At 39.1% G+C, this 22,974-nt stretch carries 22 protein-coding genes; 15 read left to right on the forward strand and 7 right to left on the reverse strand.

Going from position 1 to position 22,974, the window contains the following annotated elements:
* Positions 1 to 54 precede the first annotated feature (54 nt).
* Together BQ5341_RS06370 and BQ5341_RS06375 are read right to left on the reverse strand one after the other, a co-directional pair.
* Positions 55 to 651: an FUSC family protein gene (locus BQ5341_RS06370; protein WP_071131195.1), complete on the reverse strand. Its 597-nt coding sequence runs from the start codon at positions 649 to 651 to the stop codon at positions 55 to 57.
* A 66-nt stretch (positions 652 to 717) separates the two neighbouring features.
* A complete protein-coding gene (locus BQ5341_RS06375; RefSeq protein WP_071131196.1) occupies positions 718 to 1,665 on the reverse strand; it encodes a Gfo/Idh/MocA family protein in 948 nt (315 codons plus the stop codon).
* Between the two features lie 186 nt (positions 1,666 to 1,851).
* Between BQ5341_RS06375 and BQ5341_RS06380 the strand changes: the two genes are divergently transcribed.
* The 8 genes from BQ5341_RS06380 to BQ5341_RS06415 all read left to right on the forward strand — a co-directional run bounded on the left by BQ5341_RS06380 (position 1,852) and on the right by BQ5341_RS06415 (position 8,317).
* Positions 1,852 to 2,469 (forward strand): hypothetical protein, encoded by a 618-nt coding sequence (locus BQ5341_RS06380; protein WP_071131197.1) that lies wholly within the window; start codon positions 1,852 to 1,854, stop codon positions 2,467 to 2,469.
* Positions 2,470 to 2,575: 106 nt separating this feature from the next.
* On the forward strand, positions 2,576 to 3,238 hold the full coding sequence (locus BQ5341_RS06385) for a M15 family metallopeptidase (RefSeq protein WP_158661750.1): 663 nt from the start codon (positions 2,576 to 2,578) through the stop codon (positions 3,236 to 3,238).
* Positions 3,239 to 3,254: 16 nt separating this feature from the next.
* Positions 3,255 to 3,935, forward strand: coding sequence for a glycoside hydrolase family 73 protein (locus tag BQ5341_RS06390; RefSeq protein WP_071131198.1), 681 nt, complete (start codon positions 3,255 to 3,257; stop codon positions 3,933 to 3,935).
* A gap of 15 nt (positions 3,936 to 3,950) precedes the next feature.
* Positions 3,951 to 4,640 carry a beta/alpha barrel domain-containing protein gene (locus BQ5341_RS06395; protein WP_071131199.1) on the forward strand — a complete coding sequence of 230 codons (690 nt, stop codon included), beginning with the start codon at positions 3,951 to 3,953 and terminating at the stop codon, positions 4,638 to 4,640.
* Positions 4,641 to 4,827: 187 nt separating this feature from the next.
* Complete coding sequence (locus BQ5341_RS06400) at positions 4,828 to 5,430, forward strand: xanthine phosphoribosyltransferase (protein WP_071131200.1); 603 nt, start codon at positions 4,828 to 4,830, stop codon at positions 5,428 to 5,430.
* On the forward strand, positions 5,420 to 6,541 hold the full coding sequence (locus BQ5341_RS06405; protein WP_071131201.1) for an ATP-grasp domain-containing protein: 1,122 nt from the start codon (positions 5,420 to 5,422) through the stop codon (positions 6,539 to 6,541). The genes BQ5341_RS06400 and BQ5341_RS06405 overlap by 11 nt, the downstream gene beginning before the upstream one ends.
* 4 nt (positions 6,542 to 6,545) lie before the next feature.
* Positions 6,546 to 7,841 carry an adenylosuccinate lyase gene (gene purB / locus BQ5341_RS06410; protein WP_071131202.1) on the forward strand — a complete coding sequence of 432 codons (1,296 nt, stop codon included), beginning with the start codon at positions 6,546 to 6,548 and terminating at the stop codon, positions 7,839 to 7,841.
* A gap of 11 nt (positions 7,842 to 7,852) precedes the next feature.
* Positions 7,853 to 8,317 carry a DUF441 domain-containing protein gene (locus tag BQ5341_RS06415; protein ID WP_071131896.1) on the forward strand — a complete coding sequence of 155 codons (465 nt, stop codon included), beginning with the start codon at positions 7,853 to 7,855 and terminating at the stop codon, positions 8,315 to 8,317.
* A 68-nt stretch (positions 8,318 to 8,385) separates the two neighbouring features.
* On the opposite strand, the gene BQ5341_RS06420 is transcribed toward BQ5341_RS06415, so the two are convergent.
* The 5 genes from BQ5341_RS06420 to BQ5341_RS06440 form a co-directional block, all read right to left on the reverse strand.
* On the reverse strand, positions 8,386 to 8,856 hold the full coding sequence (locus BQ5341_RS06420) for an SRPBCC family protein (protein WP_071131203.1): 471 nt from the start codon (positions 8,854 to 8,856) through the stop codon (positions 8,386 to 8,388).
* 231 nt (positions 8,857 to 9,087) lie between these two features.
* Positions 9,088 to 9,753 (reverse strand): amino acid ABC transporter permease, encoded by a 666-nt coding sequence (locus BQ5341_RS06425; RefSeq protein WP_071131204.1) that lies wholly within the window; start codon positions 9,751 to 9,753, stop codon positions 9,088 to 9,090.
* A 14-nt stretch (positions 9,754 to 9,767) separates the two neighbouring features.
* The gene (locus BQ5341_RS06430; protein WP_071131205.1) at positions 9,768 to 10,478 is read right to left on the reverse strand and encodes an amino acid ABC transporter permease; all 711 of its coding nucleotides are present in this window, start codon (positions 10,476 to 10,478) and stop codon (positions 9,768 to 9,770) included.
* Entirely contained in the window at positions 10,478 to 11,290 is an 813-nt protein-coding gene (locus BQ5341_RS06435; protein WP_071131206.1) for a transporter substrate-binding domain-containing protein, read from the reverse strand. The genes BQ5341_RS06430 and BQ5341_RS06435 overlap by 1 nt, the downstream gene beginning before the upstream one ends.
* Positions 11,291 to 11,303: 13 nt before the next feature.
* The gene (locus tag BQ5341_RS06440; RefSeq protein WP_071131207.1) at positions 11,304 to 12,032 is read right to left on the reverse strand and encodes an amino acid ABC transporter ATP-binding protein; all 729 of its coding nucleotides are present in this window, start codon (positions 12,030 to 12,032) and stop codon (positions 11,304 to 11,306) included.
* A 272-nt stretch (positions 12,033 to 12,304) separates the two neighbouring features.
* Here BQ5341_RS06440 and BQ5341_RS06445 point away from each other — a divergent pair, with 272 nt between their 5' ends.
* The 7 genes from BQ5341_RS06445 to gatB all read left to right on the forward strand — a co-directional run bounded on the left by BQ5341_RS06445 (position 12,305) and on the right by gatB (position 22,968).
* Positions 12,305 to 13,660: an LCP family glycopolymer transferase gene (locus BQ5341_RS06445; protein WP_071131208.1), complete on the forward strand. Its 1,356-nt coding sequence runs from the start codon at positions 12,305 to 12,307 to the stop codon at positions 13,658 to 13,660.
* Between the two features lie 603 nt (positions 13,661 to 14,263).
* On the forward strand, positions 14,264 to 16,600 hold the full coding sequence (locus BQ5341_RS06450; protein WP_071131209.1) for a UvrD-helicase domain-containing protein: 2,337 nt from the start codon (positions 14,264 to 14,266) through the stop codon (positions 16,598 to 16,600).
* 2 nt (positions 16,601 to 16,602) lie between these two features.
* Entirely contained in the window at positions 16,603 to 18,624 is a 2,022-nt protein-coding gene (ligA, locus tag BQ5341_RS06455; RefSeq protein WP_407920138.1) for an NAD-dependent DNA ligase LigA, read from the forward strand.
* The gene (locus BQ5341_RS06460) at positions 18,617 to 19,708 is read left to right on the forward strand and encodes a CamS family sex pheromone protein (protein WP_158661751.1); all 1,092 of its coding nucleotides are present in this window, start codon (positions 18,617 to 18,619) and stop codon (positions 19,706 to 19,708) included. The genes ligA and BQ5341_RS06460 overlap by 8 nt, the downstream gene beginning before the upstream one ends.
* A gap of 53 nt (positions 19,709 to 19,761) precedes the next feature.
* The gene (gatC, locus tag BQ5341_RS06465) at positions 19,762 to 20,067 is read left to right on the forward strand and encodes an Asp-tRNA(Asn)/Glu-tRNA(Gln) amidotransferase subunit GatC (protein WP_071131211.1); all 306 of its coding nucleotides are present in this window, start codon (positions 19,762 to 19,764) and stop codon (positions 20,065 to 20,067) included.
* Complete coding sequence (gatA, locus tag BQ5341_RS06470) at positions 20,067 to 21,530, forward strand: Asp-tRNA(Asn)/Glu-tRNA(Gln) amidotransferase subunit GatA (RefSeq protein WP_071131212.1); 1,464 nt, start codon at positions 20,067 to 20,069, stop codon at positions 21,528 to 21,530. Before gatC ends, gatA begins: the two co-directional genes overlap by 1 nt.
* A gap of 1 nt (position 21,531) precedes the next feature.
* Positions 21,532 to 22,968 carry an Asp-tRNA(Asn)/Glu-tRNA(Gln) amidotransferase subunit GatB gene (gatB, locus tag BQ5341_RS06475; RefSeq protein ID WP_071131213.1) on the forward strand — a complete coding sequence of 479 codons (1,437 nt, stop codon included), beginning with the start codon at positions 21,532 to 21,534 and terminating at the stop codon, positions 22,966 to 22,968.
* Positions 22,969 to 22,974: the final 6 nt, after the last annotated feature.

Below are 22,974 nucleotides of genomic sequence, written 5' to 3' on the forward strand. Positions count from 1 at the left end.
GAATGTAAAAAATAAACCACAACATCAAAAGTATTTTCCTTTTGATGTTGTGGTTTATTTTTGGTAGCCAGTTTCTTTCAGTTCTGCTTCGACTTTTTCTTTTAATTTTTCTAGTTCGTTTTCTTTTTGTTTTAAATTTTTTAAATCCTCAACAATCGCTCGCTTTTTAAGTTTCGGGTTGGGTTTGATGGCCGCATTAATAGTGATGGCAATCGTCGTACCAATAAAAGTATCTAATACGCGATTGACAGCATACAAAAAATTCGGTTCTTCAAACAATCCCAAGGAAACAAGCAGCAATGTGGAAATGGCTGAAACAATCCCCATATTATTTCCGATGCCATCAGAAAAGACAATCGTCAAAATGACAAAAATTGGTAAGCAAAAAATCACCCAATTAGAATTTTCCGGAAAAAACATTCCTAAACTACTTAAAACCAACCCAAAAAACGCCCCAATAACATTGCCCAAAATTTTCGATTTGGAAAAAGAAACGCTTCTTGTTAAATCTTGACGCAAGGCAAAGACGGCTGATAAAGCAGCAATAATTGGGGTTGATCGATTGGTCCATTGAAATAAAACTAAAACGATAAAGACAGCTAAGGCAGTTTTTATCGTTCGCATGCCTAAGCGAAATCGGCCAAGCTTCATGATGCTCAACTCCTTTATTCAATTGTAAAGGAGTTTTTCATTTTTGAAAAATAATTGTCCTATTTCTTATTGGTGCCAGCGTTGTTGCATCTCATCTAATAAGGCGATAACGTCTTGCGTTAAGTCTAGCGATGCATTGGAAGCTCCGGCGATGACTTTCAAAAAGTTAGTCACTTCATAATTTAGCGCCTCTGAACTTGCGCCAACTTCAATTATTTCAGTTGTGCCATCATTATAAAAAATTTCGCAATGATCCGCGCGAGGGTAATCAGGAATTTGAATATAAGCTTGTTCAAAAGAAACGATGCCGACTTTGGGCATTTTTGCTTGGAAAGTCAGATTGACAGTTCCCATCTCCGGTCCATTTTGAAAAATAGTAACTGATTGTTCATCAACACCAGTGGAAAAAGGTTCCATAGTTGTCGCGATAATTTTCGGTTGATTGGTCATAAATTTACGCAAAAAAGAAACCGCGTAAGTCCCGATATCTAATAAAGCACCGCCGCCTAAATCGGGATTGAAAAAGCGATTGCTGGCAATGGGTTCTTTAAAAGATCCAAAAGGGGCTTGAATCATTTTTAAGCGACCGAAATCGCCATTAGCAATTAATTTGGCTAGTTTATCGTATAAAGGCATATTAAAAATTGTCATGGCTTCTTGCAAGACGAGTTGTTTTTCTTCGGCCAGCGCAATCAAAGCTGCCAATTCCGTAAGATTTACCGTGATTGCTTTTTCGCACAAGACATGTTTGCCGGCAACTAAAGCTTTTTGGCAATAACTAAAATGTTGCAAATTTGGCACCGAAACATAGACCGCATCAATATTTGGATCTTGCAGCAATTCATCATAAGAATCATAAGCGTGAGGAATGGCCAATTTTTCTGCAAAGGCGCGGGATTTTTCTGGAGTTCGGGAAGCACAACCATATAAAGTTGCTTCTGATTGATTAAAACTCAGAGCAAAACTTTCAGCAATATCGCCTAAACCAACGATGCCAAAATTAATTTTTTTCAAAATAAAATTCCTCCAATACGTTTTCTTTAAGAATAACAGAAGATGAGAAATTTTTCTAAAATTTGACGGTCACCAATTGCTAAATTTTTCTTCAAAGAAAGGGAAATGAAAGGTAAATTCGTGCTTTTCTTGGCAATTTTCAGTAAAATAGAGGTATAGGTTCTTTTAAAGTGGGGAGGGATTTTTATGCATCAAGTTTTAATTAATATTATCGTGGAAGCCATTATTGAACAATATCGTAGTGAAGAATATTTTTATCAAGAAATTTTAGGCGTGGATCATGCTAGTTGGCAACAATTTAAAGCAGGAACTAAGGCTCTGTCAGAAGAAAAGATGCAGCAAGTCAAAAATTTATTTAGCGATTATGAATGGATGTTAGTCCAAAAAATTATTCGCCAAACAATTATTTTTCCTGAGCGGCGCAATTTTGCAGTGGCAGAATATCGTCGATTGAAAACAACGATCGCCAAACATTGGCTCAATAATGGCGGCGTGGCGGAATTAATTTCTAAAAAAACTGAAGATCCGCTTGGAAAAAATTCCAAAGGCTACATTGATTTAAAAGTCTCCTTAAATTATGATCAATGGGGCTTTGATGATATTTTGTCCTTCCGCCTGCCAGCTCAAATTCAACAACAATTAGACGGGGCGACCGTTAGTCTTTTGGCTTGGGTAAATGAAAATTTAACCGACACGTATTTGCATTTGGAAAAATTTGACGACCAGCACGAGGTAAATCCAAATTTTGAAAGTCAAAGCGAAAATCAAAGCGAAAATCAAAATGAGGACCAAGCGCGTGTCTAAGTCATTTAAAAAAATTTTCTGGGTCTTTCTCATTAGCGGAAGCATGTTGATCCTGCTTAGTCCGTTAAAGACAGGTCACACTCAGGAAGCCCCAGAAAAATTTAATGTGACAAATTTTCCTCAGATTCAAAAAAATCAAATTGGAGATTTTGTTCAGCGATTGAAAAAAGCCCGGGACAATCAGTTGCCAACAATAGATGTCACTGATTGGCGCTTAATTTTAGTCAATCGCAATTATCCGATTACAAGTGAGCCAACGCATTTAACAACTTTTGATAATCGCCAAGTCGATGAGCGAATTATTCCTGAACTGACCGCCATGTTTACGGCAGCGTCCAATCAGCAGATTCAGTTAGAAGTGGTCTCGGCTTATCGCTCGGTAGAATACCAGGCGAATTTATTTAATCAAAGTATTGAAAAAGCCAGCGCTGAAGGGATGACGCCAGAACAAGCCAAAGAAGAAGCGTTGCGTTATCGAACGGAGCCTGGAACTAGTGAGCATCACACAGGGTTAGCGATTGACGTCTTAGACCGCAATTGGTTAGCTCAAGGTGGATTACTAAGCGAAGATTACGGTCAAACAGCTGGCGGAAAATGGTTGGCTGAAAATGTGGCGACATTTGGATTTATAATTCGTTATCCAGAAAATAAAATAAGTTCGACCTTTATTGAATACGAACCATGGCATTTGCGCTATGTCGGCGTTGAAAATGCAAAATATATGACGGAGCATCAATTAAGTTTAGAAGAATATTTAAGTCAAGGGTGACTTGTTAGGAGGGATTATGGTCAAAAAAAATAAAAAAAGGCGGCGGAGAAATAATTTCACGAAAAAAACGGATCGTGCGCGTCTGTCTACGCACTTTCTTATTACCGTCTTAGTAGTTGTTTTAGTGGGCTTTATTGGTATTTATCAATTAGGGAAAAATATTCTTTCACCAAGTCCAACAGTTGTAGCCCAAAATGAAACCATTACAACTCAAACTGATTTTATTAATGAACTGGCTCCTGCCGCCCAAGAGTTGCAGCAACAATATGGCGTTTTGCCTTCGATTATTTTGAGCCAAGCTATTTTAGAATCTGATTTTGGGAAAAGTCGTTTGGCAGCCGAGTTTCATAATTTATTTGGAATTAAAGCCGGAGACAATCAAGAAAAAGTGCATTTAGAAACTCAAGAATATTATGACGGCAAATGGGAAACTGTGACAGCGGACTTTCGGGTGTTTTCTAGCAACCAAGAAAGTTTAGCCGCCCACACTCAACTTTTTGTTAATGGAACCACTTGGAATCCTCAGCAATACGCCGATGTGCTGGTGGCAACCAACTATCAAGAAGCCGCCGCCGCTTTACAAACATCAGGCTATGCTACTGATCCTGATTACACACAAAAAATTATTCAAGTCATCGAGTCTTACGATTTGCAGCAATATGATCAAGCCAGCACCGCCACTTCCATTGTTGAATAAAGAAAGGGTGAGGAGATGTCTGAAGAAAAATTTATCCCGGAAATTATGACGGAATTGCGCAAAGATATTATTCAAGTCCCAGATGTGATGCGTAGAGCTAGCGGTATTTTAATTTTTGGTAAACGGATCCGCTCGATTATTTTTACTACGGATATTGCGATTATTCGCAATACGAACGCTGATGCCGTGATTGCCGTTTATCCTTTTACGCCGCATCCGGCGATTACAAAAAGTATTATTGAAGCTGCCGATATTCCTGTTTTCTCTGGCGTTGGTGGTGGCTTAACGCAAGGAAGTCGTTGCGCTTTTATGAGTTTATTTGCCGAATCGCAAGGTTCAATTGGGGTTGTTTTAAATGCTCCTACCCCTCTTGAAACAGTGGAAATGGTAAATAACGTCGTAGATATTCCGATTATTAGCACAGTAACTAGTATTTTAACTCCGGTGGCTGAAAAAATTTCGGCTGGCGTGGCGATTTTAAATATTTCAGCTGGAAAAGATACCGTTGCAACAGTCAAACATTTCCGTAATCTGTATCCACAATTGCCAATCATTGCTACTGGCGGTAATACGGATGAACAAATTTGTAATACAATTGCTGCTGGAGCCAATGCGGTGACTTACACGCCACCATCTAATGGAGAATTATTCGCCAAAAAAATGGAGAAATATCGTAAAACAGAACAAGATGATGCTAAAAAATAAAAATGCGCCAAAAATTTTTAAAGTAAAAAGTTAAAAAACTGCCGAGAAGTCGGCGGTTTTTTTGAAAAACTTGCCAATTTTTTTTCCTAGTGTTTAAATAGAATAATAGAATTTAAAGAAATTTTAAGATAGTAGCAAAAAAAATTCGCTGAAACTTTGGTGACTAAAAAAACTTGTTGGAGGAATTATGAGAGAATTAGAGGAACGGATCAGACAAGATGGGCGCGTTTTAAGTGACGGCGTGTTGAAAGTTGACGGTTTTATTACCCACCAAGTGGATCCTTTTTTGATGAAAAAAATCGGACAACGATTCGGTGAAATATTTGCTAAAGAAAATATTACGAAAGTAGTAACGATTGAATCATCAGGAATCGCACCGGCCATTTATACAGCTGAAGCGTTGGGGGTGCCCATGATTTTTGCTCGCAAGGCGAAAAGTTTAACGATGACTGAAGAATTACTTTCCACTGATGTTTATTCTTTCACCAAACAAGTGACGTCGACCATTAGCATTTCGCGGCGCTTTTTGGATGCGACTGATCATGTGCTAATTATTGATGATTTTTTAGCCAATGGAATGGCCGCCAAAGGGTTAACCGAACTCTGCCAACAAGCTGGAGCTAGTGTCGCGGGTATCGGGATATTAATTGAAAAATCATTCCAAAATGGCCGCGAATTTTTAACTGATGCTGGGTTGCCGGTTGTTTCTTTAGCGCGGATTGCGAATTTAGAAAATGGCACGATTACATTTTTGCCAGCTGACGATCAGGAGGTAGACGGTGGACAATAAAATTCCAATCGGATCAACTGTCGGAATCATCGGCGGAAATGAAAAAGGGCGAGCATTAGCAATTGCGGCTAAAAAAATGGGGATGAATGTCGGCTTATTAGATCCTGATTCCAAGAGCCCAGCCTCACGTTTTGCCGATTGGCAGATCACGGCTGATTTTTTTTCGGAAGAAGCAATGGCTGAAATTGCCCAAAATTGCCAAGTCGTCACTTATGCTAACGAAGATTTGCCGCCAGAAGAATTGCGGGAATTTTCTTTTCGAGTGAATTTACCTCAAGGGGCTGATTTTTTGGAAATCACCCAAAATCGATCTTTTGAAAAAGCTTATTTTGAAGACAATAATTTAGTCGTGGCACCATACGCCACGATTGTTTTAGTAACTGATATTCAAGAAGCCATCGATGGCATTGGCTATCCTTGTGTTTTGAAACTTTCCGAAAAAAAATCGCTAGGTCGCGGGCAAATTGTTTTATATTCGCCAGCTGATCTTCGTTTCGCCTTGGATCTTTTGCGATTTGGTCCTTGTGTTTTAGAAGCTTGGATTCCTAAAGAGCGAGAAATTACCGCCACTGTTGTTCGCAATGAAGCAGGGGAGATTTCCGTTTTTCCGGTAGTAGAAACTGTTTATCGCAAAAATCAATTACATCAAGCTTTATTGCCAGCGCGGATTGAACCAGAAATTGAACTTGAAGCGCAACGAATTGCAACAGTTTTAGCCGAAAATTTTGGTGTTTGTGGTACTTTGACGGTTGAACTTTTTGTTGGAAAATTAGGCGCCTTATTTATTAATGAAATGAGTTCAGTGATGCCAACGAGTGCTTTTATTTTCGAAAAAACTTGCACAACGGATTTAGCGACGCAACATTGGCGGAGTTTATTTAATTGGTCGTTAGGAAAAAGTAAAGTCTTAACAGGCGGCGTGATGGTTTCGGTTCTCGGTTCTGAAGCATTAGCTGTCGCCGATTATGTCAGTGAAAGTTCAGTCGTTGATTTTCAATATTACCAACGGGAAGAATATTTGGCCAATGACCGCATCGGACAACTCACGATACTTGGCGATGATTTATACGAAACATTAGAAAACTTGTATCAAACAAAAATTTGGGAGTGAAAACATGTTAAGTCGGTATACAAAAGACGCGATGGGCAACATTTGGACGGATGAAAATCGTTATCAAGCTTGGCTAGAAGTTGAAATTTTAGCAGTGGAAGCTTGGGCCGAACTTGGAGAAATTCCCGAAAGCGACGCCAAAAAAATTCGCGAAAATGCTTCTTTTGACGTGGACAGAATTGTTGAACTGGAAGAACAAACTCGCCATGATGTAGTGGCTTTTACGCGAGCAGTTTCTGAAAAATTAGGGCCAGAAAAAAAATGGGTTCACTACGGTTTAACATCGACGGACGTTGTGGATACGGCTTACGGCTATTTGTACAAACAAGCGAATGCTATTATTTTAGATGATTTAGAAAAATTTTTAGAAGTCTTGAAAGAAAAAGCTTTAACTTATAAATACACAGTGACCATGGGCCGGACTCACGGTGTTCATGCGGAACCTACGACATTTGGTTTGAAAATTGCTACTTGGTATTCAGAAATGAAACGCAATATTGAACGATTTAAAGCTGCCGCCAAAGGAATTGAAGCCGGAAAAATTTCTGGGGCAGTGGGAACTTTTGCGAACATTCCGCCTTTTGTAGAAGAATATGTTTGCGAACATTTAGGTCTTACACCACAAGAAATTTCTACACAAGTTTTGCCGCGGGATCTTCATGCGGAATACATTGCGACGATTGCTTTAATTGGCACTTCGATTGAACGTTTCGCTACTGAAATTCGTTCTTTGCAAAAATCAGAAACCCGCGAAGTAGAAGAATTTTTCGCTAAAGGACAAAAAGGCTCATCGGCGATGCCTCATAAACGTAATCCCATTGGCTCAGAAAATTTAACAGGATTAGCTCGTGTTTTGCGTGGTCACGTGATAACAGCCTACGAGGACGTAGCGCTATGGCATGAACGAGATATTTCTCATTCCTCAGCGGAGCGAATTATTATGCCGGACTCGACCATTTTAATTGATTATATGTTGCAAAGAGTCACTAACATCATTAAAAATCTGACGGTTTTTCCTGAAAAAATGCGGGAAAATATGGACGATACATTTGGTTTAATTTATTCCCAAAGAGTTTTATTGAAATTAATTGACCATGGATTGTCTCGTGAAGAAGCTTATGATTTAGTTCAACCGCAAACGGCGATTAGTTGGGATCAACAAACTTCTTTTGAAAAATTAATTCGGCAAGATGAAACTATTGGCAAACTTTTGAGTTCGGAAGAAATTACCGAAGCTTTCGATTATCATTGGCATTTAACACGGGTGGATGAAATTTTTCATCGCGTTGGTTTAGATTAATGGGGGCAGCTTTGGAAAGTTGGTTGTTTGTTGGCGTTATTGCCCTAATTGCTTTTTTAGGAAAAAATCAAAGTTTGTTAATTGCTGCTGGTGTCGTTTTAATTATCAAAATTATTCCGCAAAACGAAAAAATTTTCCAACTGGTGCAAGCTAAAGGAATTAATTGGGGCGTGACGATTATTTCCATCGCCATTTTGGTTCCCATTGCCACGGGTGACATTACGTTTACCGATTTATGGAATGCTTTTAAATCACCAATCGGTTGGGTCGCTATTTTTTGTGGAATTCTGGTGGCCTTACTATCGGCCAAAGGGGTCAACTTGATTGCCGAAAGCCCAGAAGTTACGGTGGCGCTAGTTTTAGGGACAATTATCGGCGTTGTTTTCTTAAAAGGAATCGCTGCTGGTCCCGTGATTGCTGCCGGTTTAACTTATTGGTTGATGCAAATTATTTTAACCATTGCTGGTAAATTTTAAAAAAAATAATCGTCTGTGAACTGGATTCCAAAAGTAAATTTTGGAAAGTCAGTTCAACGGACGATTTTTTAGTTGCTTAAAATTTCTTGGTAACTTTTAGCAATAGTATCAAATTTTTCTTGATCAAAAGTGTAATCTTCTTTGAGACAATTTTGCTTTAAATGCTGAATTTGTAACGTCCAACCAGCCAGATCTTTTACTAAATCTGGAAAAGTCGTCGGAATAATTTCTTGAAAGGTGAGTTGGACGAGTTTTTTTTCAACCGGGGCAATTTTAAAAGCGACCGTTGCTTCGGCCCAAGAATACTTGATGGCGTACGGCGCATCGTATAAAAGCAAACTCATCTCTTCTTTAATTCCATTAGCGGAAAAAAATAATTGCTGACTATCCGGCAAATTGTTAGCTTGGATTTCCGGAAACCATTTTTTATAGCCGGCGGTGGTCGAAATAAGATCCCACAGCTCTTCTTTAGTGGTGGTGATGTTTTCGACGATTGTTAAATTAATGGTGTTACTGTTTTTTTGTAATTGAAAAGTCATTTTATCCTCCCAAGGTGCAACGTACTGTAAGCGAATCCACCCTAAATTATCGCACCAAAAAAAAACTTTGTCAAACAAAGGATGTGTTTTGAACGGTTAATGGCGCAGAAAATTAGGGAAATGGTGAATGACTGCAAAGCAGGTAGTAGGCATTTCATCTATTTTCCAAGCCATTGTTCAAAACACACCGTCCAAAACATGATAAAAAAAGCATCCAGCTGGATGCTTTTTTTATCGTTGGTAGATCCAATTTCGTGAAAGCCATTTGGAAAAAAGAGACAGGGCAAAGTTGATTAAGAAATAAACGACAGCTAGTAAGGCGTACAAAATAAATACTTGTTGCAATGCATAATAGCGGCCCATCAGAATTTGTGCTTTGCCGGTGAAATCTTGAATGGCAATAACTGAATATAATAATGAAGTATCTTTAATGACGGTTGTAAATTGTGAAATAATCGCTGGCAACATCGCCCGAAACGCTTGCGGTAAGACGATGTAAAATAACGATTGAAGTTCGGTCATCCCTTGAGAGCGTGCTGCTTCCGTTTGTCCAACGGCGACAGCATTTAAACCACCGCGCAAAATTTCTCCAACAGCCGCTGAGGTGAAAATAGTAAAACTGACAATACCCGCGGGATAGGAGTTTAATTTAAATAAAATGAAGACGACATAAATCCATAACAGATTGGGAATGTTGCGGACAATTTCAATATAAGTTGTCGCTAGAAATTTCAGTGGGCGAGGTCCGTTATTTTTCAAAACGCCTAAAATCGTTCCAAAAATAATACTAAGAAAGATGGCCGCAACTGAAATTAGCAAAGTCGTTTGTAATCCTTCAAAGAGGAAGGAGAGATTATTTCTGGTGAATAAAGCTTGCATGTTCTCGCTAAAAGTCATCACATTCATCCTTCCTAGTAGGCATTTTTATTTTTAGCTTCGAAGCGACTGGCCAAGCGCGCCAATGGGAAGCATAAAATAAAATAGAGTAAACCGGCGAAAATAAATGCAGGTCCGTAATACAAATTATATCCTGACCAAGAATTAGCCATAAACATAATATCTGGACCAGCCACTAAGGCCACCAGCGAAGTATTTTTAATTAATGACACCACTTGGTTGGTAAATGGAGGTAAAAAGTAGCGCCAAGCTTGCGGCAAAATAATTTCCCGCATTGTTTTTAAATAAGAGAGCCCTTGAGATAACGCGGCTTCACTTTGTCCTTTTGGCACAGCAACGATCCCGGTACGAATTACTTCAGCCACGTAGGCGCCGTGATAAATGCCGACACACAAAATACCAATTGTGGAAACTTCTAAGACAATGCCGAAAAGTGGCAAGCCAAAATAAACAAAAAAGATTTGAATTAAGAGGGGGGTATTTTGGAAAAATTCTACATAGACTCGTGCAAGACCAGTTAAAAATTTATTTCTGGAAGAAGCCATGACGCCGAAAATAATGCCCAGGGCCACTGCTAAAATTAAGGCGCCGACAGAAATTTTAACGGTGTATAAAAAAGCGCCCCAAAAAACGCCTTGGTCTTGCCATAATGCTTCCCATTTGTAACCAGCCATGGGGCCATCGCCGGAAAAAGGATTACTTAAAGCAACAATTGTTGGTAACATTAGTCATCCTCCTCCGTCACATTTTGAATATTCCATTTGGAAAGTAATTCTTCCATCGTACCATCTTGAATAAATTCATTGACGGCATTGTCTAAAACTTCGGCCAGTTCTGTATTTCCTAAAGAAGAAGTGACACCATATTGCTGCGGTGCAAAACCAATGTCTAAAATTTCTGTTTCATCATCGACATAACCAGTTAAAATTGATTTATCGCCCGAAAAAGCGGCGATTCGTTTGGAAGTTAAAGCCAGCTTAAGCATCGGGTAAGGACCAAATTCTAGAAATTCAAAAGTTAAATTATCAGGTTCTCCTTGGGCTTCAATGGATTGTTTAGTGGTGGCAGATTGGGCGACGCCAATGACTTGCTTATCTAAAGAAGCTAAATCAGTAAAACCATCTTCTTTGCGGACGAGAAAACCGACTTCATCGGTATAATATGGCGGCGTAAAATGAAAACTTTTTCTCCGGTCTTCAGTAATAGTAAAAGTCGCAATTACAAGATCCACTTCACCATTATCTAACAAAGGTCCACGAGTTTTAGCCGTCACACCAACAAATTCAACATTTTTTTCAGAGCCGGTAATTTTTTCAGCCAGTTTGCGACCAAGATCGACTTCCATTCCTTCCATTTGACCTGTATCAGGATCTTCAAAGCCAAAATTTGGAACATCGAGTTTCACGCCAACTCTTAAAACGCCCCGTTCACGAATACTATCTGGAGTAATGACAGAAGTGGTTGACGTTTCGCTTGAACAGCCAGCAAAGGTAAATAAAAGCAGTCCTAGGAGCAGCGGCCAGAATATTTTTTTCATCAGGTGCTCCTTTCTATTTATGCAAAATTTTACTTAAGAAGCTAGACACTCGTTCCCCTTGATCTTCGGTGAAAAATTTCTCCGGTGGGGCAACAGCTTCGATTTTTCCATCAGCCATAAAAACAATTTTGTCCGCTACTTCCCGCGCAAAACCCATTTCGTGGGTAACAACGACCATGGTGATGTTCATCTCGGATAGATCAATCATTACATCAAGTACTTCTTGAATCATTTCTGGATCTAGCGCAGAAGTCGGTTCATCAAATAAAATAACTTCTGGATGCATATTCAGTGCGCGAGCGATGGCAACGCGTTGTTGTTGACCGCCAGATAATTGGCTTGGATAAGCATCTGCTTTATCTAAAAGTCCGATGCGGTCTAAATATTCGCGCCCGGTTTTTTCAGCTTCGGCTTTTTTGACGCCTTTTACTTTAATCGGCGCTAACGTTAAATTTTCTAAAACAGTTTTATGCGCGTACAAATTAAAATTTTGGAAAACCATTTGAATATTGGCGCGAATTTTATTAATCGGCGCTTTTTTTTCAGTAATATCAACACCGTCAATTAAAATACTACCATCGGAGACTGTTTCTAATTTGTTCATACAACGAATCAATGTGGATTTACCGGAACCACTTGGCCCAATAATCACCACTTTTTCCCCGTCAGCTATGGAAAGGTCAATGTCTTTGAGCACATGATGGTCGCCATAATATTTATTTACTTTGTTTAATTCAATCATCAAATCATCCTTTCTAGGGGTACTTCTTTTAATTTTAACAAATCAAAATTTAAAATAGCAACTTTTTTTTGAAAAGATTGCTTAAAAATGAAAAAAAACGGTATTGGTAAGAAAATTATAGCAGACATTTGAAGATTAGGTCAAACAATTCATGTGAGGTTTTCTGACATCAACAGATTTTGTTTGGAAAACGACAGCAGAATTTGCGCATTTAAAAAAATTGTGAGAAAATCAGCAAGAAGAAAATTTGCTGAGAATTAAAGGAGATTTTTATGAAGCATATGTCAAAAACTAAAAAAATTATTTTAAGCATTGTCGCTTTGGTCACTTTACTGGCTGGAGTGGGCTGTGCCTATGCCGTGAGTGCGGTGAAAAAAGCCAATCAAACAGTCGATGAAATTTATGAATCTGTCGATCGAGAAAAACCGGTGGATAATAATGACAAGCCGGTTAATTTTGAAGCGACGGAACCATTTTCTATTTTATTATTAGGTGTGGACACCGGTGGCTTAGGCCGCGAAGACCAAGGTCGTTCGGATACGATGATGGTGGTAACGATTAATCCGGAGCAAAAAAAATCAACGATTATTAGTTTGGATCGGGACATTTACACGCAAATTGTTGGGCACGGAACTTATGACAAATTAAATCATGCTTACGCTTTTGGTGGCGTCGGGATGGCGATGGATTCAGTGGAAGCTTTGCTAGATATTCCAATCAATCATTATTTAACGATTAATTTGCAAGGATTTGCTGATTTAGTAGATGCTGTGGGTGGCATTACGGTGGACAATCAATATCATTTTGAATTGGACGGCGTGGAGCTTTATCCAGGCAAACAAGATCTTGACGGCACCCAAGCATTGTCTTATGCCAGATTCCGTAAATACAACGCATCAACTGGTATGGGCGATCCTGAAGGGGATATCGGCCGGCAACGTCGGCAACGTGAAGTGATTGAAGCGATTGTCAAAAAAATATTGTCCTTCAATTCCATTTCCCGTTACGAAGATATTTTAGCGGCCGTGCAAAAAAATACGAAAACCGATCTCGTTTGGAATGATATGTTGAATATTGTTCAAGGATACACGGGCGCGGCTAACAATATTGAGCCTCTTCAATTGGAAGGCGAAGGCGTGATGATGGATGCTATTTATTATCAAAAATTGTATCCTGATAAATTGCTAACCATTCAAAATCAATTGAAAAATCAACTAGATTTACCAGAAGCTACCGAGTTGAATCGAAGCCATTATGCCGACAATCAATTTTACGGCGAAGGGACGACGGAAGAAAGCTCGGCAACCGAAGAAGAACGGCAGGCTGCTCTTGAAAATACCGACACGGAGGACTCGGACACTGATTGGCAAGACGACGATGATGTAAATAGTAATAATAGTTGGAGCGATGAAGGCAATCAAGGAGACGGTGGTCAAACAACACCATCAAGCACGACTCCGCCAAGTACAACTCCATCAAGTTCAACGCCGCCAGAGACCACGCCATCGGAGACGACTCCGTCAAGTAGCACACCAGAGAGCGAAACTCCGCCGGAAAGTTCAACCACACCCGAGACTCCAGTGGAAGAAACACCATCGTCCTCAGAACCAACTGCAGAAAATCCTTAAAAAATTAAGCAGTAGCGAAAAAAATAAATTTCAAATATGAAAAGACTGGAACTGAAAAGATTTTTCTTTTTGGTTCCAGTCTTTTTGAATTTTTTGAGACGAGTTTGTCACCACTTGATTTTACGGGGTGAAAAAAGCTGTGACTAGGAGAATAGATAAAATTTAAAAAATCCAAAAAACAGGATTTCCAAAAATTTTCCTAATTTTCTATGTCACAAGACGCTTTTTGTCTCCACCTGATTTTACGGGGCGAAAAAAGCTGTGACTAGGGAAAAAGATAAAATATCTTCTGAGTGCAAGCACTCATTCATCATTTTCCTATTTTCCTACGTCACAAGACGCTTTTTAGTCACCACCTGATTTTACGGGGCGAAAAAAGCTGTGACTAGGGAAAAAGATAAAATATCTTCTGAGTGCAAGCACTCATTCATCGTTTTCCTATTTTCCTACGTCACAAGACGCTTTTTAATCGCCACCTTTTTTTTATAATTTAGGTGAAACTTAAACTATTTTGGCTCATTTTTTGTTATACTGAGACTATTGAATTCGGCTGAAAATGTTGGCGTGTGTCCAAAAAATTTTCAGCTTTTTATAGGAGAAAAAATGAACCCAACTGAAATGTTATTAAAAAATATGAATCCGCAGCAGCAATTAGCTGTTGAAACAACGGAAGGCCCGCTTTTGTTGATGGCCGGAGCAGGTAGTGGAAAGACGCGGGTCTTGACCCATCGCATTGCTTATTTAATTATCGAAAAAGAAGTGAATCCCTGGAATATTTTGGCAATCACTTTTACTAATAAAGCTGCTAAGGAAATGAAAGAGCGGGTGGCCAATTTATTAATTACTGGTCAAGATGATGTCTGGGTTTCGACATTCCATGCTATGTGTGTGCGCATTTTGCGGCGGGATGTCGATAAAATTGGCTACAATCGCAATTTTACGATTGTCGATTCTGGCGAACAGTTGACGCTGATGAAACAAGTGGTGCGCAATTTAAATCTCGATAGCAAACAATACGATCCGCGCGGGATGTTATCAGCAATTTCTAGGGCGAAAAATAGTTTGCAAACGCCAAAAGATATGGCCGATTTAGCTGGGAATTATTTTGAAGAAGTGGTTGCCAAATGTTATGCTGCTTACCAAAAAGGACTACGTCAAAATGAGGCGATGGATTTTGATGATTTGATTATGAATACCATCCAATTATTTGAAAATCACGACGAGGTTTTAAGTTTTTATCAAAATAAATTTCACTATGTTCATGTGGATGAATATCAAGATACTAACCATGCCCAATATACGCTAGTCAATATGTTGGCGGCGCGTTTTAAAAATTTATGCGTTGTCGGTGATGCTGATCAAAGTATTTACGGCTGGCGCGGGGCAGATATGCAAAATATTTTGGATTTTGAAAAAGATTATCCTAATGCTCAAACTATTTTATTGGAGCAAAATTATCGTTCTACCAAAAATATTTTAGCAGCAGCCAATCAAGTGATTGATCATAATCAAAAACGTAAAGTGAAAAATTTGTGGACGGAAAACCTTGATGGGGAAAAAATTATCCATTATCAAGGTTCTGACGAACGAGATGAAACTCATTTTATTGTTCAACAAATGCAAAAACAACTTCAAGAAAATCAATTTAAATATGGCGATTTTGCCGTTTTATACCGAACCAATGCCCAGTCGCGGGTGTTAGAAGAAACGCTATTAAAATCAAATATTCCTTACAAGATGGTGGGCGGCCACAAATTCTACGAACGAAAAGAAATTCGTGATATTTTGGCGTATTTAACCGTAATTGCTAATCCTAAAGATTCTTTGAGTTTTGCGCGCATTGTCAATGTGCCAAAACGCGGTATTGGCGCTGGATCCATCGAAAAATTGCAAAACTTTGCTGATATTCACGATTTTTCTTTACTAGAGGCCGCTGAAAATGTGGCACTGGCTAACATTAGTGGTAAAGCCGGCCGGGAATTAGAAAACTTTTCAATTTTGCTAGAACAATTTGTACAACAAAGTGAATTTCTCAATGTCACTGAGTTGACCAAAGAAATTTTAGCTAAAACCGGCTACGAAACGGATTTAAAAAATCAAAAAACATTGGAAGCTGAATCCCGTTTAGAAAACTTGGAAGAATTTTTATCAGTGACGCAAGAATTTGATAAAAATTGGGCAGCTGGCAATATTCAAGTCGATCTTGAAATTAATCAAGAGCTAACGGACAACCAAGAAAATCAAGATAATGGAAATCCCGATGTGATAAATAGCATTAGTAGCGCCGATATTACTGAAGAGGACGATATCAATAAATTAGTTATTTTCTTAAATAATTTAGCATTGTTATCAGATCTTGATGATTTACCTGAAGAAACTAGCCAAGTGACCTTGATGACTTTGCATGCGGCCAAAGGTTTGGAATTTCCAGTCGTCTTTTTGATGGGCTTAGAAGAAGGAGTTTTCCCTTTATCACGCGCCTTAATGGAAGAAAATGAGCTGGAAGAAGAACGCCGTCTGGCTTACGTGGGCATTACCCGAGCTGAAAAAATTCTTTACTTAACCAATGCGCAAGCTAGAACTTTGTACGGACGGACGCAATATAATCGGCCGAGTCGTTTCTTAAGTGAAATTGATGCTGGTTTAATCGAGGAAGCCGGTGAGAAAAAAGCACCAGTTTTTAGAGCACAACGTAAAGCGTCTGCGCCACAAAATTTGTATCAACAACCGAAAGTTTCCGTCGTTTCCACCCGCCAAATGCAAGAAAATGTCGATCCGACAGGTTTTGTAATTGGCGATAAAGTGAAACATAAGAAATGGGGCGTGGGAACCGTCGTTGAAGTTACCGGCGTAAAAAATGATGCCGAATTAAAAGTCGCTTTTAAAGAGCAAGGAATCAAACGTTTATTAGCAGCTTTTGCTCCCATTGAAAAAATGTAAAGATCAGGAGGTCAATGATGTCAATCCAATCTGCAAAAAAGCAAGTGGCCGCCTTAAAAGAACAATTAAATAAATGGGCGCATGAATATTATGTTTTGGATCAGCCAACTGTTGAAGATTTTGAATACGACCGAATTTATCAGCAGCTAGTTGCTTTAGAAGAACAATTTCCTGAACTGGTGACTTCCGATTCTCCTACCCAACGAGTCGGTGGGAAGATTTTAAGTAATTTTGAAAAAGTCACTCATGAAATTCCCATGATGAGTCTAAGCGATGTTTTTTCCAAAGAAGAAATTATTGCTTTTGATGCGCGGGTAAAAAAATTATTAAATGTTTCGCAAGTAGATTATTGTTGCGAATTAAAAATTGATGGACTCGCCATTTCTTTACGATATGAAAATGGACATTTTGTTCGCGGAGCAACGCGCGGTAACGGGACAATTGGCGAAAATATTACCGATAATTTAAAAACGGTGAAGTCAATTCCTTATATTTTGCAGCAACCAGCAAGTTTTGAAGTCCGTGGCGAATGTTATATGCCTAAAGCTTCTTTCGTTGCTTTGAATCAAACACGCGAAGAGGAAGGGCTGGCTGTTTTTGCCAATCCGAGAAATGCCGCCGCCGGCTCTTTACGGCAATTAGATACCAAAATTACTTCAAAAAGAAATTTAAGTACTTTTTTATATACAGTAGCCGATTTTGGTCCATTAAAAGCGGAGAGTCAAAGTGCTGCGTTAAAAGAATTACAAACATATGGCTTGCGGGTCAATCCTGAGTTTCGATTAGTTCATAACGTAGAAGAAATTTGGGAATACGTTGAAGAATTTCATGAAAAACGGACGACCTTGCCTTATGAAATTGACGGCATCGTTATTAAAGTAAATTCATTTGCTCAACAAGAACAACTGGGCTATACCGTCAAAGTGCCCCGGTTTTCTACCGCTTATAAATTTCCGCCAGAAGAAGTAGAAACGGAAATTTTAGATATTGAATGGACAGTGGGACGGACAGGTGTTTTAACGCCAACTGCCGTTATGACACCAGTGAAAGTTGCCGGAACTACCGTATCTCGGGCGTCACTGCACAATGGGGATTTTATCCAGCAAAAAGATATTCGCCTAGGAGATCATGTCTTGATTTTTAAAGCCGGCGATATTATTCCGGAAGTGGCCAAAGTATTCACGGAAAAACGCACCACACAAGAGCCTTATCTTTTGCCAACAAATTGTCCAGTATGCCAAAGTCAATTGGTTCATTTGGATGAAGAAGTGGCGCTACGTTGCATTAATCCCATGTGTCCGGCACAATTAGCAGAAGGATTGAATCATTTTGTTAGCCGGAACGCCATGAATATCGATGGCTTAGGTCCAAAAATTATCCAACAACTATTTGAAAAAAAATTAGTAAAAGATGTGGCGGATCTTTATCGACTGAAAGTGGAAGATTTTTATCAATTAGATAAAGTAAAAGAAAAATCAGCGAATAATTTTTATACGGCGATCCAACAAAGCAAAAATAATTCCTTGGAACATCTTTTGTTTGGTTTAGGGATTCGTCATGTAGGAGCCAAAGCTGCTAAAATTTTGGCCGCCCATTTCGGCTCATTAGAAAAAATTGCCGAAGCCGATGTTTTAGAAATTCAACAACTAGAAACAATCGGGACAACCATTGCGGATAGTTTGACCGCTTATTTTGCCAAACCAGAAGTTGCTATTTTAATCAGTGAGTTAAAAGAATTAGGTGTTAATTTAAATTATTTAGGTGCTGCAGCAAGTAGCGATTCCATTTTTTCTGGAAAAACCATCGTCTTAACGGGCAAGCTAGAACAATTTACAAGAGAAGATTTAAAACAATTATTGGAAAGTCGCGGAGCCAAAGTCACCGGATCGGTTTCGGCCAAAACAGATTTCGTGATTGCCGGTAGTGATGCCGGATCGAAATTAGTGAAAGCTCAACAACTTGATATTCCCGTTTTAACCGAAGATGATTTCAAGCAACAATTACAGGAGGACGATCATGCATAAAAAAATGTTAATAAGCTTAAGTTTGACGGGGATTTTTTTATTATCCGCCTGTGGCCAATTAGAAAATGCCAATAACAATATCGATACTCAAACTGCTAATGATAATGCGACGATTACTACCGGGCGTGTTGATGACGGGGTTTACCAAGCGCTGCTGGTTGATGGTAAATATCAAACCGGTGTGGCCAATGATATTGAAACGTCCAGTTTGAATTCCAACTATAATCAAAGTAATTTTGAAACGGGCTTATTGCGTCTAGCGAAAGAAAATTTTTCCGTCAATGAATATTATTTTCAAGAAGGCCAAAAATTATCCGGCACAACTTTAAAATCATGGTTGCAACGAAAAAGCGCCGATAATCCAGATGGACTAAATCCTGAAGACGCCACGCGCGCCCAAGGAATTCAAAAAATTCTTGAGTATGATTTTGTTTCGGTGGACTCCGAACAATTAGCAGGAATTGTGATTGGGATTGCCTTAAATCAAGTCGATTACTCAGTCGATCCTAATGTAGAATTATCCGATGATGAACTTTTAAATCAAGGGCGCCAAGCTGCCAATTCGATTTTAACGCGGATGCGCCAAGATGCTGAGCTAAAAGAAATTCCTGTTTATGTGGCTTTATTTAAACAAGCGCAAAAAACAGAAGTGGCCGGTGGGAATTTTATTTTAGGTGCTTTATCAGAAAAAAGTGCGACGATTGAATCATGGAATACCGTTTCGGAAAATCATATTTTACTTCCTACCACCCAAAGTGAAAATGAAGCAACGCAAGATGGACTAGCTACCCAATTTGCCAATTTTAAATCTCAAACAATTGGCTTTTTCCCAAATTTAACCGGCGTAACAGGTTTAGCGTATTATACGGACGGCCAGTTGCTGAAATTAAGCATTGAAGTGCAATCGGGATATTATACCAAACCGGAAATCACCAGCTTCACTCAATTTGTCGGAAAAACGGCAGAAGATATTTTTGATGCTTCAATCCCTTGGGAAATCACGGTGAATTCAGTTAAGGGACCGCAAAGTTATATCGTAAAAAATGTTGGCAGCGATCAATCACTGGCCCATATTTTTAATTAAGTTGTAAATTATGATACACTAAAGGCGAAATTGACGAGAAAGAAGGAATTATTTTGGCAATTACTGATTTAGAAACCCAACACGTGGCCCAACTAGCAAAATTGAGTTTTACCCAAGAAGAACTGCCTGTATTTACCGCACAAATGGATAAAATTATTGAAATGGTTGAATTATTAGAAGCAGTAGACACAACAGGCGTTCCTTTAACCACCAGTGTGACCGACCGCTTAAATGTGACGCGAGAAGATGTCGCTGTTGCTGGAACTGATCGGGACGAATTAATGAAAAATGCCCCCGATGAAAAAGATGGCTATATTCGAGTGCCAGCAATTATGGAAACCGGCGAGGTGAATGCGTAATGGAACTGATGAAAAAAAGTATTGAAGAACTTCACCAACTATTAGTTAAAAAAGAAATTTCGGCTAGTGAATTAACGAAAGCTACTTTTAACCAAATTAAACAAACGGAACCTTCGATTAAAGCCTTTTTAACTTTAAACGAAGAAAATGCCCTGGCAACAGCTGAAAAAATCGACCAAGCAGGTATCGACGAAAATAATATTTTAGCCGGCATTCCCATGGGGATTAAAGATAATATTGTGACTAAAAACTTGCGGACCACAGCCGCTAGCAAAATGCTGGAAAATTTCCAACCGATTTATGACGCAACCGTCATGGAAAAATTACAAGCTCAGAAAATCATCACTGTTGGTAAAACAAATATGGATGAATTTGCCATGGGCGGATCAACGGAAACTTCTTATTTCCAAAAAACGGCCAACGCTTGGAATCAAACAAAAGTTCCCGGCGGTTCATCTGGTGGCTCAGCGGCTGCTGTCGCTTCATTTGAAGTACCGGCATCACTTGGTAGTGACACTGGGGGATCCATTCGCCAACCAGCGGCATTTAACGGGATTGTCGGTTTAAAACCAACTTATGGTCGCGTGTCGCGTTTTGGCTTAATTGCTTTTGCCTCAAGTCTTGATCAAATCGGACCGATGACTCGCAACGTAAAAGATAATGCCTTAGTATTAAATAGTATTACTGGTCACGATTCTCGTGATGCAACAAGTTCTTTACAAGATGTTCCTGATTTTTCTGCTAAAATTGGTCAAGAAATTAAAGGAATGAAAATTGCTTTACCAAAAGAATATTTAGAGAGCGGCGTGGATCCAGAAATCAAAGAAACGATTTTAAAAGCAGCTGAAACATTTAAAAAACTCGGTGCTACTGTAGAAGAAGTTTCTTTACCCCATTCTAAATATGGCGTGGCCGTTTATTATATTATGGCCAGTTCCGAAGCAAGCTCGAATTTACAAAGATTCGATGGCATTCGTTACGGCTTTAGAGCAAAAGATATTGAAAATCTGGATGATGTTTATGTAAAATCTCGTAGCGAAGGTTTCGGGATGGAAGTTAAACGCCGGATTATGTTAGGAACGTATTCCTTATCAGCAGGGTACTATGATGCTTACTTTAAAAAAGCTGCCCAAGTGCGGACTTTGATTTGCCAAGATTTTGCTAAAGTATTTGCCGATTACGATTTAATTATGGGACCAACAACACCATCTGTTGCCTTTGGTTTTGGCGATCATGTGAAAGATCCAGTGTCCATGTATCAAGCGGATTTATTAACCATTCCTGTCAACTTAGCTGGTCTTCCTGGCATTTCAATTCCGGCTGGATTTTCTGAAGGATTGCCAGTTGGGTTACAATTAATTGGTAAAGCTTTTGACGAAGCAACGATTTATCAAGCTGCGGCAGCTTTTGAAGGTGTGACGGATTATCACTTACAACAACCAAAGATTTTAGGAGGTTTTTAAGATGCATACAAATTTCGAAACCGTGATTGGGCTTGAAGTCCATGTTGAATTAAAAACCAATTCCAAAATTTTTTCTCCATCGCCTGCACAATTTGGTTCTGACCCTAATACCAACACTAACGTGATCGACTGGGGTTATCCTGGCGTATTGCCTGTGATGAACAAAGGGGCGCTAGCTTTTGGAATAAAAGCGGCCTTAGCGTTAAACTGTGAAATTTCTAAAGAAACGCATTTTGATCGTAAAAATTATTTTTACCCGGACAATCCGAAAGCTTATCAAATTTCACAATTTGATGAACCAATCGGCCACGATGGTTGGATTGAAATTGACGTTAATGGCGTCAAGAAAAAAATCCGCATCGAACGAGTTCATTTGGAAGAAGATGCTGGGAAAAATATTCACGGTAACGACGGGTATTCTTATGTCGATTTAAATCGCCAAGGCACGCCACTAATTGAGATTGTTTCTGAGGCCGACATGCGTTCACCAGAAGAAGCTTATGCTTATTTGGAAGCATTGCGTTCGATTATTCAATTTACCGAAGTATCTGATGTGAAAATGGAAGAAGGAAGTATGCGGTGTGATGCCAATATTTCAATTCGTCCTTATGGTCAAGAAAAATTTGGTACAAAAACAGAATTAAAAAATCTTAACTCCTTATCTTTTGTGAAAAAAGGGTTAGCTTTTGAAGAAATTCGCCAAGCAAAAGTTTTACTTGCCGGCGGAATTATTCAACAAGAAACGCGGCGTTTTGATGAAACAACGAGTCAAACAATTTTGATGCGGGTCAAAGAAGGATCGAGCGATTATCGTTATTTCCCGGAACCTGATTTGCCTCCATTTGAAATCAGTCAAGCTTGGATTGACGAAATTCGTAAAACTTTACCAGAAATGCCTAATGCGCGCCGCTTGCGTTATATAAATGAATTAGGTTTGCCAGAATATGACGCTATGGTTTTAACTTTAAGTAAAGAAATGTCGGACTTTTTTGAAGCAACAGTCGCTAATGGAGCGGATGCGAAACTTGCTTCCAACTGGTTAATGGGGGATGTTTCGGCCAATTTAAATGCGGAGAAAAAAGAATTAGCCGAAACAAAATTGACGCCAGAACATTTGGCAGAATTAATCCAACTCATTACTTCCGGAACTATTTCTTCAAAAATTGCCAAGCAAGTGTTTAAAGCCGTGATGGAAGATGGCGTGGCACCGAAAAATTATGTGGAAGAAAAAGGTCTCGTTCAATTATCTGATCCTGCCCAATTAATTCCAGTTATTACTGAAATTCTTGATAGCAATGAACAATCAGTAGCCGATTTTAAAAATGGAAAAGAACGAGCTACCGGATTTTTAGTAGGCCAAATTATGAAAAAAACGCGGGGGAAAGCCAATCCTTCCGTAGTCAATCAATTATTAATGGACGAACTAGCGAAAAGGTAGGTGGAT

This window comes from Enterococcus timonensis, from assembly GCF_900104595.1.
Taxonomy (GTDB): Bacteria; Bacillota; Bacilli; order Lactobacillales; family Enterococcaceae; genus Enterococcus_J; species Enterococcus_J timonensis.

Coding starts and splice junctions, on each gene's coding strand:
- BQ5341_RS06370 (WP_071131195.1), bottom strand. CDS start 651: ATGAAGCTTGGCCGATTTCGCTTAGGCATGCGAACGATAAAAACTGCC.
- BQ5341_RS06380 (WP_071131197.1), top strand. CDS start 1,852: ATGCATCAAGTTTTAATTAATATTATCGTGGAAGCCATTATTGAACAA.
- BQ5341_RS06390 (WP_071131198.1), top strand. CDS start 3,255: ATGGTCAAAAAAAATAAAAAAAGGCGGCGGAGAAATAATTTCACGAAA.
- BQ5341_RS06395 (WP_071131199.1), top strand. CDS start 3,951: ATGTCTGAAGAAAAATTTATCCCGGAAATTATGACGGAATTGCGCAAA.
- BQ5341_RS06400 (WP_071131200.1), top strand. CDS start 4,828: ATGAGAGAATTAGAGGAACGGATCAGACAAGATGGGCGCGTTTTAAGT.
- purB (WP_071131202.1), top strand. CDS start 6,546: ATGTTAAGTCGGTATACAAAAGACGCGATGGGCAACATTTGGACGGAT.
- BQ5341_RS06420 (WP_071131203.1), bottom strand. CDS start 8,856: ATGACTTTTCAATTACAAAAAAACAGTAACACCATTAATTTAACAATC.
- BQ5341_RS06425 (WP_071131204.1), bottom strand. CDS start 9,753: ATGACTTTTAGCGAGAACATGCAAGCTTTATTCACCAGAAATAATCTC.
- BQ5341_RS06430 (WP_071131205.1), bottom strand. CDS start 10,478: ATGTTACCAACAATTGTTGCTTTAAGTAATCCTTTTTCCGGCGATGGC.
- BQ5341_RS06435 (WP_071131206.1), bottom strand. CDS start 11,290: ATGAAAAAAATATTCTGGCCGCTGCTCCTAGGACTGCTTTTATTTACC.
- BQ5341_RS06440 (WP_071131207.1), bottom strand. CDS start 12,032: ATGATTGAATTAAACAAAGTAAATAAATATTATGGCGACCATCATGTG.
- BQ5341_RS06445 (WP_071131208.1), top strand. CDS start 12,305: ATGAAGCATATGTCAAAAACTAAAAAAATTATTTTAAGCATTGTCGCT.
- BQ5341_RS06450 (WP_071131209.1), top strand. CDS start 14,264: ATGAACCCAACTGAAATGTTATTAAAAAATATGAATCCGCAGCAGCAA.
- BQ5341_RS06460 (WP_158661751.1), top strand. CDS start 18,617: ATGCATAAAAAAATGTTAATAAGCTTAAGTTTGACGGGGATTTTTTTA.
- gatA (WP_071131212.1), top strand. CDS start 20,067: ATGGAACTGATGAAAAAAAGTATTGAAGAACTTCACCAACTATTAGTT.
- gatB (WP_071131213.1), top strand. CDS start 21,532: ATGCATACAAATTTCGAAACCGTGATTGGGCTTGAAGTCCATGTTGAA.